We start from the raw sequence: 14,920 nt of genomic DNA, 5'->3' as shown, positions 1-14,920 counted from the left end.
ATCTGAAAGGGCGACTGGTTTTATCTGTGGGCTAAGTGATAATGCATCCGCTGTTTTTCATTTTTTCGAGGGCCATACAGCCTATGTGGTACAACGGTTTTCTCGACTTGTCGCCTTGGCAACTGGTGGCAGTCACCCTGTTGATGACCCACGTGACCATTATCGGCGTCACGGTCTATCTGCACCGCTATTCAGCCCATCGCTCTCTGGAGCTCAATGCCGGCCTGAAACATTTCTTCCGCTTCTGGCTGTGGCTGACCACGGCACAGAACACCCGTGAGTGGACCGCTATCCACCGCAAGCACCACGCCAAATGCGAAACCGTCGATGACCCGCACAGCCCGGTGATCAAAGGTCTCTCCACGGTATTGCGCAAGGGCGCCGAGCTGTACCGCGCCGAAGCGGAAAACCCCGAGACCCTGCGCATCTACGGCAAGAACTGTCCGGACGACTGGATCGAACGCAACCTTTACACGCGTTTCCCGCTGATTGGCGTGGCAATCATGGGCGTCATCGACCTGCTGCTGTTCGGCACCATCGGCATCACCATCTGGGCGATCCAGATGATGTGGATCCCGGTCTGGGCCGCCGGTGTGGTCAATGGCCTGGGTCATGCCATCGGCTACCGCAACTTCGAATGCCGCGATGCGGCGACCAATCTGGTGCCCTGGGGCATCCTGATCGGCGGCGAAGAACTGCACAATAACCATCACACCTACCCTAACTCGGCCAAACTGTCGGTGAAGAAGTGGGAGTTCGACCTCGGCTGGGCCTGGATCCAGGTCTTCAGCCTCCTGCGTCTGGCCAAGGTTCAGCGGGTCGCGCCGATCGCCCACCGGGTTGAAGGCAAAGGCAACCTGGACATGGACACTGCCATGGCGATCCTCAACAACCGCTTCCAGATCATGGCCCAGTACCGAAAATTGGTCATCGCGCCGCTGGTCAAACAGGAGCTGGAAAAGGTCGATCATTCGGTCCGTCATCAATTCCATCGGGCCAAACGTCTGCTCTCGCGAGAAACCAGCCTGCTGGATGACAAGCATCACCTGCGCATCCAGACCATGCTCGAGCACAGCCAGGCGTTGAAGGTCATTTACGAAAAACGCCTCGCCCTGCAGCAGATCTGGCTCAAGACCAGTACCAATGGTCATGACATGCTGGCGGCGATCAAGGATTGGGTTCATGAAGCCGAAGCCAGCGGGATTCAATCGCTGCGTGACTTCGCCCATCAATTGAAAACCTACTCGCTACGCCCTGCTACCGCCTGACCTGTGGCGAGGGAGCTTGCTCCCGCTCGGCTGCGCAGCAGTCGCAAACCTGTCGACGCGTTTTAACAGACAAAACGCAATCGCAAAGTTTGGGGCGGCATGACCGCCCAGCGGGAGCAAGCTCCCTCGCCACAAAAACGGGAACTTAGCTGTAAATCCCCTATCTCAAAGAACAATTCGCCATCCAGGCGGGCTTTGTTGTGGCCGCTTTCGAAGTTTGAGCGGCACGCGCTTTGAGATCTGTGCCGATGGTCCATAAAGATCTACAAATTCCATCCTCTCAACCGTGGCCCGATGCTGCGCAAACGCTGCTGGCATTGATGCATGCCCAGGGTGAAGTCGCGCGCTTGAGCGAGCGTGAACAACTGTTCAGTTCGTTGCTGGTCAGCGTCAATGCGGTACTTTGGGCATTCGATTGGGAAGCTAAACAAGTGCTGTATGTCAGCCCGGCCTACGAGCGCATCTTCGGCCGCTCCGCCGGCTCGCTATTGGCTGACCACAACGAGTGGCGCGATAGCGTTTACCCGGACGACCTCGAGTACGCCGAACGCAGCCTGGCCGAGGTGCTACACAAAAATGCCGTCGAAGATCGCGAGTACCGCATCATCGCCGCCGACGGTCAGGTACGCTGGATCAGCGATAAATGCTTCATCAACCGCCAGACCGAGCCCGGGCAACCGGTGATCGTGGTCGGTATCGCCGAAGACATTACCGGGAAAAAACAGCTGGAAACCGAGCTGCAACGCCTGGCCACCACCGATGCCCTGACTCAGAGCAGCAACCGTCGACACTTTTTCGAATGCGCCACTCTCGAATTCGAAAAGGCACGACTGCAAGGCTCACCGCTGACCTTTCTGCTGCTGGATATCGATGATTTCAAAGTGATCAACGACACCTACGGGCACCCGGAAGGCGATCTGGTGCTGCAGCGCATTGCCGAAAGCGGCCGTGCGGTCTTGCGTCGGGGTGATCTGTTCGGCCGTATCGGCGGGGAGGAGTTCGCGGCGATCTTCCCCGGCTGCGCGCCTGACATGGCCATGCAAGTGGCCGAACGTCTGCAACGGGAAATTCAGCGCCTGAGCTTCAACCACGAAGGACAGACCTTCGGCATCACAGTAAGCCAGGGCTTGACCAGCCTCACCGACGACGACCAAACCCTCGACAGCCTGTTCGCTCGTGCCGATGCCGCGATGTATGAGGCCAAGCGTCAGGGCAAAAATCGGGTTGTTTCGGGGTGAGGTTCACCTGACTCAGGATCGATCACGATCTAAATGTGGGAGCGAGCTTGCTCGCGATGGCATCACCGCGGTGCATCTGTCAGACCGAGGCGCTTCAATCGCGAGCAATCGAGCGTCGACCGGCTGCTCCCACAGGTCTTGCGCCGTTGCCGAAGGTTCGGGCCGCTATAAAAAAACCCGCTGCGAAGCGGGTTTTTTGTCGATCAGGTCACAGCCGGCTATCAGAGCTCGGAGAAGCACTCTTCGATGATTGCCAGACCTTTGTCCAGTTGCTCGTCCGGTGCAGTCAGCGGCACCAGTACGCGCAACACGTTGCCGTAAGTACCGCACGACAGCAGGATCAGGCCCTTGTCGCGAGCCTTGGCCACAACCTTGGCCACAGCAGCGGCGTTCGGCTTGTGGCTGTCGCCGTCTTCGAACAGCTCGACCGCGATCATCGCGCCCAGTGCACGGACTTCGCCGATGACCGGGTACTTGGCCTGAATGGCTTTCAGGCCAGTTACCAGACGCTCGCCGACTGCCTTGCAGCGGTCCAGCAGGTGCTCTTCTTCGAACACTTCCATCACCGCCAGTGCCGCTGCGCAAGCGATCGGGCTACCAGCGTAGGTGCCGCCCAAGCCGCCTGGAGCGATGGCGTCCATGTATTCGGCCTTGCCGCACACACCGGCCACCGGGAAGCCGCCAGCGATGGATTTGGCGAAGGTGGTCAGGTCGGCAGCAACACCCATCTGTTCCATGGCAAAGAAAGTGCCGGTACGGCCAGCGCCGGTTTGCACTTCGTCAGCGATCAACAAAATGCCGTGCTGGTCGCACAGGGCACGCAGACGCTTCATGAATTCTTTTGGCGCGACGTAGAAACCACCTTCGCCCTGAACCGGCTCGATGATAATTGCAGCGATGTCACGCGGCTCGGCGTCGTTCTTGAAGATACGCTCGATGCTGGCGATCGAATCATCGATGCTCACGCCATGCAGTTCGTTCGGGTACAGCGCGCGGAAGATGCCGCCTGGCATCAGGCCCATACCGGCCGAGTAAGGCACGACTTTACCGGTCAGACCCAGGGTCATCATGGTACGACCGTGGTAAGCGCCGGTGAAGGCGATCACACCGGCACGGCCAGTGGCGGCGCGGGCGATCTTGATGGAGTTTTCTACAGCTTCGGAACCGGTGGTGATCAGCAGGGTTTTCTTGGCGAAGTCGCCCGGAACCTTGGCGTTGATCTTTTCGCACAGTTCTACATAAGGCTCGTACGCCAGAACCTGGAAGCAGGTGTGGGTCAGCTTGTTCAGTTGCGCAGTCACGGCCGCGATGACTTTCGGGTGCAGGTGACCGGTGTTGAGTACCGCGATGCCGCCGGCGAAGTCGATGAACTCACGACCTTCAACGTCGGTAACCGTAGCGTTCTTCGCCGAATCGGCGAAGATCGGGTGAATCTGGCCAACGCCGCGTGGTACAGCAGCTTCACGGCGTTTCATCAGGGATGCGTTAGTCTTGCTCATAATGTCCTCATTTGCCGCTCATCGGTCGGCGTGATTCAAGGAATACGTGGCAGGGAGGCAACTACGGCAGCATGCGATGATCGACTGCCACAGCTTTCCCGGCCACAAAGAAAAATCGGTTGAAGCGCAGAAAGGGGACAGCGCTCTCGTGCCCCTCTCCGCTCAATGCCTTGCCGGGGTTAGATGCCCAGGCAGAGGTATTTGATTTCCAGGTAATCTTCGATGCCGTACTTGGAGCCTTCACGGCCCAGGCCCGAGGCCTTGATGCCGCCGAACGGCGCGACTTCGTTGGAGATCAACCCGGTGTTGACGCCGACCATGCCGTATTCCAGGGCTTCAGCCACACGGAACACACGGCCCAGGTCACGCGCATAGAAGTACGAGGCCAGACCGAACTCGGTGTCGTTGGCCATCGCGATCACATCGGCTTCATCTTTGAAGCGGAACAGTGGCGCCAATGGGCCGAAGGTTTCTTCCTTCGCCACGGCGGCATTGTTTGGCACATTGGTCAGAATGGTCGGCTCGAAGAAGTTGCCTTCCATGCTCTTGCCGCCCGCCAACAGGGTCGCGCCTTTGCTGAGGGCGTCAGCGATGTGCTCCTGAACCTTGGCCACGGCCTTGCCATCGATCAGCGGACCCGTAGTGGTGCCATCATCCAGACCGTTGCCGATCTTGAGTTTGGCCACTGCCACTTTCAGTTTTTCGGCGAACGCGTCGTAGACCGAATCCTGAATGTACAGACGGTTGGCGCAGACGCAGGTCTGGCCGTTATTGCGGTACTTGGAGATGATCGCGCCTTCGACGGCCTTATCCAGATCGGCGTCGTCGAACACGATGAACGGCGCGTTGCCGCCCAGCTCCAGGGAAACCTTCTTGATGTCCTTGGCGCATTCGGCCATCAGCTGACGACCGATTTCGGTCGAGCCGGTGAAGGACAGTTTGCGTACGATCGGGTTACTGGTCAGCTCACCGCCGATGTCGCCGGCGCTGCCGGTGACTACGCTCAGCACGCCTTTCGGGATACCGGCACGGTGTGCCAGCTCAACCAGGGCCAGCGCCGAGAACGGGGTTTGCGACGCCGGCTTGATCACCATGGTGCAACCGGCGGCCAGAGCCGGGCCGGCTTTACGGGTGATCATCGCGGCCGGGAAGTTCCACGGAGTGATCGCGGCAGTCACACCAATCGGCTGCTTGATCACGATCAGGCGCTTGTCCGGCTGGTGGCCAGGAATCACGTCACCGTAGATGCGCTTGGCTTCTTCGGCGAACCACTCGATGAAGGAAGCGGCGTAAACGATCTCGCCCTTGGCTTCAGCCAATGGCTTGCCTTGCTCGAGGGTCATCAGGCGACCGAGGTCGTCCTGGTTTTCAATCAACAGTTCGAACCAGCGACGCAGCTTGTTCGCACGTTCTTTGGCGGTCAGCGAACGCCAGGCCGGCAGCGCTTTGTCAGCGGCTTCGATGGCCCGGCGGGTTTCGGCAGCGCCCATTTTCGGCACGGTGCCCAGAACTTCGCCCGTTGCCGGGTTGGTGACCTTGATCGTCTGACCGTTGTCCGCATCGACCCAAGCGCCGTCGATATAGGCTTGCTGGCGGAACAACTGGGTGTCTTTGAGCTGCATGTGGGCTTTCCTTAACAGCACCGCACAGGGCGGAGCGAATTATTGATTGTAGAAAGGCGCCTCAAGGGCTGCCGTCAGGAAGTTCATTCACCGGCCCGAAGCACATAAATAGCGCACATAATAGAACTCGCGCGGTTCAGCACCCAGACAAGAGCGTTTGAAATCTCAAACGAATCCTAGGATCAAAGGGGGTAAAGGACAATAGGCTGTTCGAAAAAAAGAACGAAAATGGCGCTTTTGCTGATTTTTTCTGATCAACGTAGTCAACGGTCGTTTAGCGGCCGGAAAAATCAGGCGATTCAGCAGCATGGACGCCCGCAACGCATATGAGTATCATGGCGCCCGCATTGCACCAGTAGCTCAGCTGGATAGAGTACTGCCCTCCGAAGGCAGTGGTCGTGGGTTCGAATCCCGCCTGGTGCACCATCTTCTTTCCCTTGTATTACAAGGGGATAGCGCTCCTGACAGAAACCTGTCCTAGTCCTGAAAGTCGTTTTTGCCACAAATTTGCCACACTTAATGTGGTGGGGATGGTAGGAATGGCAACAATCAGGAATCGCGGCGAGTATCAATGGGAAGCGCAAATTCGCCGCAAGGGCTATCCAGCCCAAAGAAAAACCTTCGAAACTAAAGCCGATGCCCAAGCCTGGGCGCGCATGATCGAAAGCGAAATCGACCGAGGCATTTTTGTCTCTCGCGTCGAGGCAGAGCGCACCGCCTTTCATCAACTCATTGATCGCTACATCTCCGAGATTGCTCCGAAGCACAAAGGCGTCTATTCGGAAATCAAACGTCTGGAAGCCCTTAAGCGCCATCCATTGGCGACACGTATCGTTGCCACCCTCACCTCTTCCGACTTTGCCCGTTACCGCGACGAGCGCCTGAAGATTCGCAAGGGCAATACGGTTAAGCGCGAACTGGCGTTGGTCCAATGCGTAATAGAAGTCGCTCGCCGCGAATGGGGAATTCACCTCGCAGAGAACCCGGTGCGCATGGTCAGTCGGCCCAGCTACAACGATGAACGCTCGCGACGCCTGGACCCAATCGAGGAGCAATACATCCTCAGCGCCTTGGAGCTTCGAGAGCGCCGCGCCGATGGAACCTATGCGGACGCCTCGCACAACCCTTGGATACGGTCCATCGTGCAACTGGCAATTGAAACCGCCATGCGCCGTGGCGAGCTATTCGAGTTGCGCTGGAAGCATGTGAATCTGGATCGCAAAACCGCGCATCTTCCAGCGACCAAGAACGGACTCCCAAGAACCGTCCCACTCTCCCCGAAAGCTATTCAGCTGCTGAAGGATTTGCCACGCTCACTTTGCGGCCGAGTCTTCCCCACCACCGCAGACGCCCTCAAGAAGGCCTTCACACGCGGTTTGGAGCGAGCAAGGACGAAATACTTAGAAGATTGCGAACGCGCTCTGGTAACGCCCCAGGAAGATTTTCTGCTCGACCTGCGCTTCCACGACCTACGCCATGAGGCCACCTGCCGGCTGGCCACCAAACTTCCCAATCTGATCGAGCTCGCCAGCGTGACGGGACACCGCGAGGTGAACATGCTGAAACGTTACTACAACATCACCGCAGAAGAACTTGCGGCGAAGCTAGCTTGATGGTCAGTCGATAATCTCAAGCCCCAGAGAGCGAGCCAGCTCTCTGGTCTCTGAATCCGTTCGCACACGGTTTAGCGCCGTCTCCTCGCGTTCCCGCTTCTTGAGCAGATAGACCTCGTTGAAACACTCGATAACCCGCTCACGGGTTAAGTCCGAGATAGCTACCCGGCGCTTGAGGGTGTTCAGAATATTGCGCGCACTGAGCTGAGCCGCCTCCCGCAGATACGTCCTCAACAACAAGTCGCGAAAAACCCAATCACTGACCCACGCCTTCGATAAAGCCCAAAACAACAGCCGTTGATAGGTATCCCAAGCCATGCGCGTTTGGCCGCTAAGATAACGCCGCAGAATCCGTCCATCTGCATCCTTGAAACCGTATATGCCGAGCTCCGTAAGCAATCGCTCCAAGGCGACCTTCGACATACCCGACTTGTGCAAAATCCCGGAGAACAGGTACTCCACCAGATCCACCGGAACGCGGATAACAAAGTTTTTCCGGCCCGATCCCTGATGACTTTCAATCTCACGGAAAACGAGCTGAAAGACTTCTTCAGGATTGATATCGGATTCAAAGGATGATGGCTGCATGTGCCCATTCTTTGGCTAACATGCGGATTCCACGACACTTGGACACTCAGCCCACGATCATTTGGACACTCATTCCACGCTCACTTGGACAGGCAGTCGGAGCGCAGCGACGCAGGTTCGCATTGTTAGTCTGAAGTCCCGGTTGCAGTCAATTTCGTTGCGCGCCTGCGCATCGATTCGCCCTTCAGTTCGATGCGGTAAGCGTTGTGCACCAGCCGGTCGAGGATCGCATCGCCCAAGGTCGGATCACCGATTAGCGCATGCCATTTATCCACCGGCATCTGGCTGGTCACCAGCGTCGAGCGGTTTCCGTAACGGTCGTCCAGCAGTTCCAGCATGTCGCGCCGCTGCGCGGCGGTAAACGGTGCAAGGCCCCAGTCGTCCAGGATCAGCAGATCGGTCTTGGCATAACCCGCCATGAGTTTGGCGAAGCGACCGTCGCCGTGGGCCAGGCCCAGTTCTTCCATCAAGCGAGGCAGACGCAGATAACGCACGCTGTAACCGTCCCGGCAGGCCTTATGGGCCAGCGCGCAGGCGAGCCACGTTTTGCCTACGCCTGTCGGGCCGCCGATGATCAGATTCAGGCCGTCGCGCAGCCATTGGCCGCTACCGAGTTGCAGGATCAGGGCCTTGTCCAGGCCGCGCGGGCTGCGGTAATCGATATCTTCCAGGCAGGCGTTGTGGCGTAGTCTCGCGGCTTTGAGGCGAGTGGTCAGCCGAGCATCTTCACGCTCGGTCACTTCGCGGTCGACCATCAGGCCGAGGCGTTCGTCGAAGCTGAGATCGCTGATGTCGGGCGTTGCGTGTTGCTCGCTCAGCGCTTTGATCATGCCGTGCAGCCGCAGGGTTTGCAGCTTGTCCAGAGTCGGGTTGGGTAGCATCTTGATGCTCCTTTTCAGGTCAGTGGTAGTAGTCGGGGCCACGCAGGTTGATGTGTTCTTCGGGCAGCAGTGGCAGGTTTTGCTGGGTCAGCGGCAGCCGTTCCAAGCCTTGGCGCAGGATCGATTCGAGGCTTTTGTAACTGCATGCGCCGAGTGCCAGCGCACGCTGGCAAGCGGCTTCCAGCCGCTCTTCGCTGTGCTGTTTACTCAGGCGCAGGATGCCCAGACAGGCACGGAAGCCGTGCTGCGGATGAATTCGGCGCTCGAGGATGTAGGCGATGACGCCGGCCGTGTTCGGGCCGGTCTGCTCTGCCCAACGGATCAGCCGTTGTGGCGTCCACTCGGCATGTTCGCGGTGGCTCTTGGGCATGTGCTCGGTGTGGGTGGTGTGGCGACCTTTGTGCTGCGAGCGCAGATGACTGGCCACGCGCTGATTGGCGTGGAAGCACTCGACAGTCTGCGCGGTCAGCCGCACTTCGAGTTGGTGCTTCACCAGCTGGTACGGCACCGAGTAGTAATGGCCGTCGACTTCGACGTGGTAGTCGATGTGTACCCGCACTTTTTTCCACTCGGCGTAAACGTAAGGATGTTCCGGCAGCGGTTGCAGCACGGGCCGGTCGATGTTCTCGAAGGCCGACCGGCGCGAGCCGGGCAGCTTCTTGAAGGGCTTTTGATTGAGGCGATCCAGCAGCAGTCCGATTGCTATGTTGAGTTCGCCGAGAGAGAAGAACTGGCGGTCGCGCAAGACCGCTAGGATCCAGCGCTCGACCACTTGCACACCAACTTCAACCTTGGCTTTGTCCTTGGGTTTTCGGGATCTCGCGGGCAGCACCGCTACGCCGTAATGCTCGGCCAGATCACGGTAGCTGGGGTTGATGTCGGGCTCGTAGCGATGTGCTTTGGTGACGCCACTGCGTAGATTGTCCGGCACCAGAATCTGTGAGGTGCCGCCCAGAAAAGCGAAGCACCGAGTGTGCGAGCCCAGCCAGTCTGGGAGTTTTTGCGACCAGGTGGCCTCGGCGAAGGTGTAGCTTGAGGCGCCCAGGACGGCGACGAAGATCTGCGTCTGACGGATTTCGCCGGTTTTCCGGTCGATAACTGGCACGGTTTGGCCAGCGTAATCGACGAACAGTTTTTCGCCAGCTCGGTGCTCCTGACGCATGACCACATCGACCTTGGCGGCCCAGAGGCGGTAGTGCTCGCAGAACCAGCTGTACTGGAAGCCTTGCGAATGGCTGAGCCGATACTCTTGCCAGAGCAGAGCCAGAGTCACGCCGGGGCGGCGCAGTTCTGCGTGAACATGAGCCCAGTCGGGCATCGGCCGTTGATCGCTGGGAACCGTCGGCGCTGGCGGGAACAGACAGCGTTCCAGTTCAGCATCCGACAACGCCGTCGGCCAGGTCAGCCCGCAAGCGTTGAAGCGATGCAGGTAGTTGCCGGCGCTGCCACTGCTGATGCGAAGGCTGGTGGCGATCTTGCGCACGGACAGGCCGGCGTCGAACTTTAGGCGTAGTACCTCTCGGATTTTACGCATGGATATACGCTCCACGACGACCTCTTCGCTTCGAGAAAAGAGGTCGATGGTAGTGAATAATCCTGCGTCGCTGCCTGCCTGAGCATGGGTTGGGTCAGTGGAAAATCACTGTCCAAGTGCTCGTGGAATGAGTGTCCAAGTCAGCGTGGAATCACTGTCCAAGTGTTCGTGGAATGGGTGTCCAAGTGCGCGTGGAATCCCCAGCTAACAGCCGCATCTGTCAAAAAGGTGTCCTAGTTGATCGGTCCTCGATTGGCGAAAGCTGCACGTACTCCATAGCAACCGAGCGACTGTAACGATGAGCGTCGATTACGAAACCATTCAAAAAATCCAGAAGCTTTCAGATGACGTGCTGATAGGCGTAGCCGAGGTCGCGGCGCTAACAGGATTCAGCGTGTTAACCGTGCGTCAGCGCAAACTGCCGGGGCTTGATCCCCTTCCGGGACTATCGCGGCTACGCTGGCGTCTCGGCGATCTTCGCCAGTGGATGCGCCATGGTCCCGAATGCACTTCGGCTTCGCCAGTCAAGCCAGTGTTAAAAACTACGCCAGGAAATCGAGTTGGCCGCCCCACAAAAAAAGAGCAAGTAGAGGCTAGAAAATGAGCACTCGCACACCTGCCTCCATTCAAAATTAAGCAGTGGTCACTTCGTTTATAAACGAGCCGCTAATGTCGCCAGAGCTCCAAACGAATGACATCACGAATTCAGGGAGCAGGCGTCTTGCACAACTCGCCAAACTTGAAGCTCGAGCAAGAGCGGCTAACAAAGCGCAGCTCAAGCCAAAGCCTGCGATTACAACCCCAACGCTGAGAACATGGCCGGATGAGGTTCGCGGCATACCGAATGCGTTCTTGCGGTCGGCGCTTTTCGGAGCAGTAAGGAAGGGCAGTCGGACTGATCTAAAAATGGTGGTGATTAACTCAATCGGGGGCGTGCAAATTTCTTATACAGGAACGCGTCTCGACCAGATTGACCTTTCCGTATGGCTAAGCGTGTTGCACCTCTCTCGACGGCAAATGCTAGGCCAGGAGCTCCGCTACAAGGCTTACGGCGTGCTTAAACTCATGAAAAAGACCGACACGGGTAAGAATAGGAAGCTGCTGCACGATCGCTTGCTGCGATTGGCAGCGTGCACCGTTGAGGTAGTGCTGGGTGATATTTCCTACACCGGTAGTCTGATCAAAGACTTCTATAAGGACGAGAATAGCTTGGAATACGTCGTAATCCTTGACGCCAGGCTAAACGCACTGTTCTCCAAATCTGGCTTCAGTTACATCGACTGGAGTATTCGGTCTGCATTGGATGGCCAGCCACTTGCCCAATGGCTTCATGGATTTTATTCGAGCCATGCAAAAGCTTACGGACTTAAAGTAAGCACGCTGCACCAGCTCTGTGGAAGCGAAGCCCGCGAAATCTGGAAATTTACCCAAACGTTATGTCGCGCGTTCGACGCTTTGAGCGCTGCCTACAACAAACACGGTAAATCATTCGAGTACGCCATTCGAGGCGATTTGGTACACGTCCAAAGACAGGAAAGCCAGACACAGTGCCGACATCTCTTGAGGGTGGAAAGAACAAAAATGATGCGTGCCGTTCTAGCGGGTAGAGAATACCGTTCTAGCAGGTAACGCTTACCGTTACGGCGGGTAGCGTGGCCCGTTCCAAAAGGTAGGCTATCCACAGTCAATAGTGCCTGTCAGCCTGATAGCACAAAGGCCGCAGCATGTGCCCTCTAAAAACTAATCTCAACCTAATCAGTACTAATCGGATCTCGGACGGAAGTTCAGCCCCTAACGAGCAGTCGAGGGATTGTCCGCAGCCGGCTCAAACGCGGAAGATGAATGCTATGGCTAACCGGAGTCGTACCACCGTTGAGCGAATAATCCTCCAAGCCCGGATATGGGGGTGGGATATGTCCTGGTCGTTCAGCATGGCCACGCCGACCGATACCAGGACAATCGGTCACCATTATTCAGAGCATACTGCGATCAAGCTTTACGGCTCCGTCCGATACCCTGAAGCATTCAAATACCCAGCCCTAGAATGCTACCTATACGTTGACCCATTACTCCTAAACGACAAGTCGGTTCCTCGCTGCATCGGTTCCATGCAGGCGACTGGCAAAAAACTCATCGCATATGTCGCTGTTCACAATGACCGCTTCAACAGCTTAGTCATCGCTGCAAGTCGACTTGTTGCCCTGGAGATCAATGCGGAGCCGCTGAGATACCGCAAGGCCAAGGTGATGGGTATCCACCTAAGCACCGAGCTGGAGTCTGATTGGTAATGGTTTTTTGATCATCGGAGCGCTAGTGTCCAGTGCTCGTTTACTAGCCCTGCCCCCGGTGCTGAGAAACTATGACGAGGTCCAAAATCCTCATTCCTCGTCAAAGTAATCGCTATCCAGTTTCGGCAGTTTGAGAAGCCGGGACGTTACCCCAACCTCGTAGTCCATCATCAGGTTGACCAGGCGGATGCCATCCACCAGCACCATGCCTTCCACTGAACGGGCAAAGTCGATTCCTTGAGCAGTGAAACCTGACGTAGTAATAAATACCTCTCGCTTGGCCTTTTGCCCGGCAAGTGCTCCATAGAAAGCTTGCAGCTCAGGACGGCCTACAGTGCCTTGCCAGCGTTTTGCTTGGACATAGACTTTTTCCAGCCCGAGCTTATCAAGCGAGATTACCCCGTCAATTCCGCCATCTCCGCTACCACCAACACGTTGCAAATCGTTTCGGCTAGCCCCGTAGCCAAGGCTGTGCAACACGTCGAGCACAATAACTTCGAAGCGGTTGGGGCTGACTTGTAGCAGGTTATCCAGTAGATCTGCTGCTGTTGCATCACGTAGCTCACGCAGAGCCTGTTCCAACCGATCGTCGGGGCTCACAGTTGCTGATATCGGCGTATCTGCACCCTGCTCTAGCCCATCTAGCGGGACGGCATCTGTGGGGCTCCTAAGCTTCACGTCCATGAAGCCGATGGCGAGTTGTTCAACCTGATCCGCCGTGAGCGGTGACGGGTGCTGTGTGGAATAAGCAGTGCCAGCTTCGGTGAGCCTCCAATAGCCTCGTTTGGCGCTGGAGGATAACCCTGCGCGCTTGAGACGGTCGTGAGCCCATCCAGCGCGGTTCTTATAGGTCGCTTGCCCACTCGCAATCAGCTCTTGAAGCTGTGGTTCAGATAAATTCAAAGCCTGGGCCGCAGCTTCATGCGCGTCGCGTGCTGTCGCGCCCTCCGGATTCGCCGCCAGGTAGCGCAAGATCGGCTCAATGAATTTGTCGTATGTAGGAACGGACATCAGGATTCCCTTCGCAAGGTTGCTAGCGTGGGCAAATGTGGTAAGCCGCATGCTATCCGGAGTTTGGAAAATTATTTTTGAGGTCTGTGCCTGATGATCGTGGAGTGAATCCAAAAGACAGCTGCTGCCTACGACCGCCCATGCAGAGCCTGGGCAGTAGCAGCCAGCCTGATCACTAATTGATAATGACCTCGCACTACTCTGTGAAACCTGCGAACTCCGCAATGAAAACGACGACCCGCATGCCGCCACTCTCGCAAAAATCTTTCGATATGTGAGGAGCTATTTGCTCTTAGCGAACGCTGGCGGGGCAATGCGCTGTCGGCGCTGGCTTGGATTGACAGAGTCAAGCAGAACTTCCTTGATGCGCTGAGCAGAAATCTCGAGCTCTTCGGAGGAGGCGTTCTGGATAGCACGAATCAACCGCTCACGATTGGAGCGCTTCAGATCCATAATCTCGGCGAAGCTACTTTCGGAGTCACTGGACTGTTCCATAACTATCTCCAAGGTATCCTGAGAGAATTACCTGAGATCTACACGCCAGTGTCAAATAGCTCCCTCAGATTCGTCACTTTAGCCTTTGTGCCTCCGCATCACCACAACCGTCCCAAAATCGTCTCACGCTTATCAACGTCACGCGTGCACGCATGCTGTTTATACCCTCCCTCTGTATCAGAAAGTCACTCAAGGCCAGGGGCAACTCGGTAAATCCTAGCTGTCGCTCTAGCGTCTTTCTCGCCATCCAATCGTCGTATCCTCAGCCGCTGATGGATGATGCATTCTTTGCTTATGTAATCGTTTTAAATTCGCCTTTTTTTCGTACCCAAGGCGTCCCCTCAATGCTTACGACTTTTGCATCCCGGCTGTAATCGGGTAGTGCACAACTCATCTAAATTCTGAAAGCAAAGACTAGGACAAGGTAGGGTTTGTGATACCGCCAGTTCCTGGCGACTCACAATCGGCGCGCACCAGTCGTTACACTCCCTTTGCTTGCCTACCTTCCCTACTCAGGGCAAGCCCCGAGACCCCAACACCTGGAAAAAGGAAAGCTCATGAGCCGTAGCGAACAACGCCGACGCACAGGATGGCTGCCGGCAATTCGTTGCTTTGAGGAAGAAGAAGCACTGGTACGCGAGAAAGCCCACGACAGCGGAATGAGTGTTGGTCAGTTCGTGCTGGCCGCCGCATTGAAGCGACAGACCAGAAGCAAAATTGACTCCCACGTAATCAACGAGCTGCGGCGCCTAGGTGGCCTTCAGAAGCATCTTTTCACAGAGGGCAACGGCGCGCTTTCTAAGGAGTACGCAAATGTCTTGGTTGAGATAACCGAGGCTATCAAGCGTATCGGGTGTTGAGGTAAACCCGTTGGCGCCTTGGT

Annotated in this window: 14 protein-coding genes and 1 tRNA gene; 8 read left to right on the top strand and 7 right to left on the bottom strand. The window is 56.8% G+C overall.

What is annotated here, in order from left to right:
• Positions 1-83: 83 nt before the first annotated feature.
• The gene (desA, locus tag AC3I0A_RS00885; RefSeq protein WP_489375759.1) at positions 84-1,268 is read left to right on the top strand and encodes a delta-9 fatty acid desaturase DesA; all 1,185 of its coding nucleotides are present in this window, start codon (positions 84-86) and stop codon (positions 1,266-1,268) included.
• Positions 1,269-1,516: 248 nt separating this feature from the next.
• Entirely contained in the window at positions 1,517-2,506 is a 990-nt protein-coding gene (locus tag AC3I0A_RS00880; protein WP_489375758.1) for a GGDEF domain-containing protein, read from the top strand.
• A gap of 221 nt (positions 2,507-2,727) precedes the next feature.
• Here AC3I0A_RS00880 and gabT read toward each other — a convergent pair whose 3' ends face one another.
• Together gabT and gabD are read right to left on the bottom strand one after the other, a co-directional pair.
• Positions 2,728-4,005, bottom strand: a complete 1,278-nt coding sequence (gabT, locus tag AC3I0A_RS00875; RefSeq protein WP_489375757.1) for a 4-aminobutyrate--2-oxoglutarate transaminase — start codon at positions 4,003-4,005, stop codon at positions 2,728-2,730.
• Between the two features lie 179 nt (positions 4,006-4,184).
• Positions 4,185-5,627, bottom strand: a complete 1,443-nt coding sequence (gene gabD / locus AC3I0A_RS00870; protein WP_489375756.1) for an NADP-dependent succinate-semialdehyde dehydrogenase — start codon at positions 5,625-5,627, stop codon at positions 4,185-4,187.
• A gap of 349 nt (positions 5,628-5,976) precedes the next feature.
• Between gabD and AC3I0A_RS00865 the strand changes: the two genes are divergently transcribed.
• Both AC3I0A_RS00865 and AC3I0A_RS00860 read left to right on the top strand, forming a co-directional pair.
• Positions 5,977-6,053 (top strand) — tRNA-Arg (locus tag AC3I0A_RS00865).
• Positions 6,026-7,240, top strand: a complete 1,215-nt coding sequence (locus AC3I0A_RS00860; RefSeq protein ID WP_489375755.1) for a site-specific integrase — start codon at positions 6,026-6,028, stop codon at positions 7,238-7,240. Before AC3I0A_RS00865 ends, AC3I0A_RS00860 begins: the two co-directional genes overlap by 28 nt.
• Positions 7,241-7,243: 3 nt before the next feature.
• Here AC3I0A_RS00860 and AC3I0A_RS00855 read toward each other — a convergent pair whose 3' ends face one another.
• The 3 genes from AC3I0A_RS00855 to istA form a co-directional block, all read right to left on the bottom strand.
• Positions 7,244-7,828 carry a hypothetical protein gene (locus AC3I0A_RS00855; protein ID WP_489375754.1) on the bottom strand — a complete coding sequence of 195 codons (585 nt, stop codon included), beginning with the start codon at positions 7,826-7,828 and terminating at the stop codon, positions 7,244-7,246.
• Between the two features lie 125 nt (positions 7,829-7,953).
• Positions 7,954-8,709, bottom strand: a complete 756-nt coding sequence (gene istB / locus AC3I0A_RS00850) for an IS21-like element ISPsy14 family helper ATPase IstB (protein ID WP_489374734.1) — start codon at positions 8,707-8,709, stop codon at positions 7,954-7,956.
• A gap of 19 nt (positions 8,710-8,728) precedes the next feature.
• Positions 8,729-10,243 carry an IS21 family transposase gene (gene istA, locus AC3I0A_RS00845; protein ID WP_489374736.1) on the bottom strand — a complete coding sequence of 505 codons (1,515 nt, stop codon included), beginning with the start codon at positions 10,241-10,243 and terminating at the stop codon, positions 8,729-8,731.
• A gap of 298 nt (positions 10,244-10,541) precedes the next feature.
• On the opposite strand from istA, the gene AC3I0A_RS00840 reads away from it, so the two are divergent.
• The 3 genes from AC3I0A_RS00840 (at position 10,542) to AC3I0A_RS00830 (ending at position 12,531) form a co-directional block, all read left to right on the top strand.
• Positions 10,542-10,847, top strand: coding sequence for a helix-turn-helix transcriptional regulator (locus AC3I0A_RS00840; RefSeq protein ID WP_489375753.1), 306 nt, complete (start codon positions 10,542-10,544; stop codon positions 10,845-10,847).
• A 65-nt stretch (positions 10,848-10,912) separates the two neighbouring features.
• Positions 10,913-11,872, top strand: a complete 960-nt coding sequence (trfA, locus tag AC3I0A_RS00835) for a plasmid replication initiator TrfA (RefSeq protein WP_489375752.1) — start codon at positions 10,913-10,915, stop codon at positions 11,870-11,872.
• Positions 11,873-12,156: 284 nt separating this feature from the next.
• On the top strand, positions 12,157-12,531 hold the full coding sequence (locus AC3I0A_RS00830) for a hypothetical protein (protein ID WP_489375751.1): 375 nt from the start codon (positions 12,157-12,159) through the stop codon (positions 12,529-12,531).
• A gap of 90 nt (positions 12,532-12,621) precedes the next feature.
• On the opposite strand, the gene AC3I0A_RS00825 is transcribed toward AC3I0A_RS00830, so the two are convergent.
• A complete protein-coding gene (locus AC3I0A_RS00825; protein WP_489375749.1) occupies positions 12,622-13,542 on the bottom strand; it encodes a restriction endonuclease in 921 nt (306 codons plus the stop codon).
• A gap of 282 nt (positions 13,543-13,824) precedes the next feature.
• On the bottom strand, positions 13,825-14,037 hold the full coding sequence (locus AC3I0A_RS00820) for a hypothetical protein (RefSeq protein WP_489375748.1): 213 nt from the start codon (positions 14,035-14,037) through the stop codon (positions 13,825-13,827).
• 557 nt (positions 14,038-14,594) lie between these two features.
• Here AC3I0A_RS00820 and mobA point away from each other — a divergent pair.
• On the top strand, positions 14,595-14,897 hold the full coding sequence (gene mobA, locus AC3I0A_RS00815) for a plasmid mobilization protein MobA (protein WP_339541323.1): 303 nt from the start codon (positions 14,595-14,597) through the stop codon (positions 14,895-14,897).
• Positions 14,898-14,920: the final 23 nt, after the last annotated feature.

This window comes from Pseudomonas sp. KH_024_B2 (assembly GCF_057839965.1).
The sequence above is the reverse complement of the archived record's forward strand: the minus strand, read 5'-3'. Positions and strand labels throughout refer to the sequence as shown.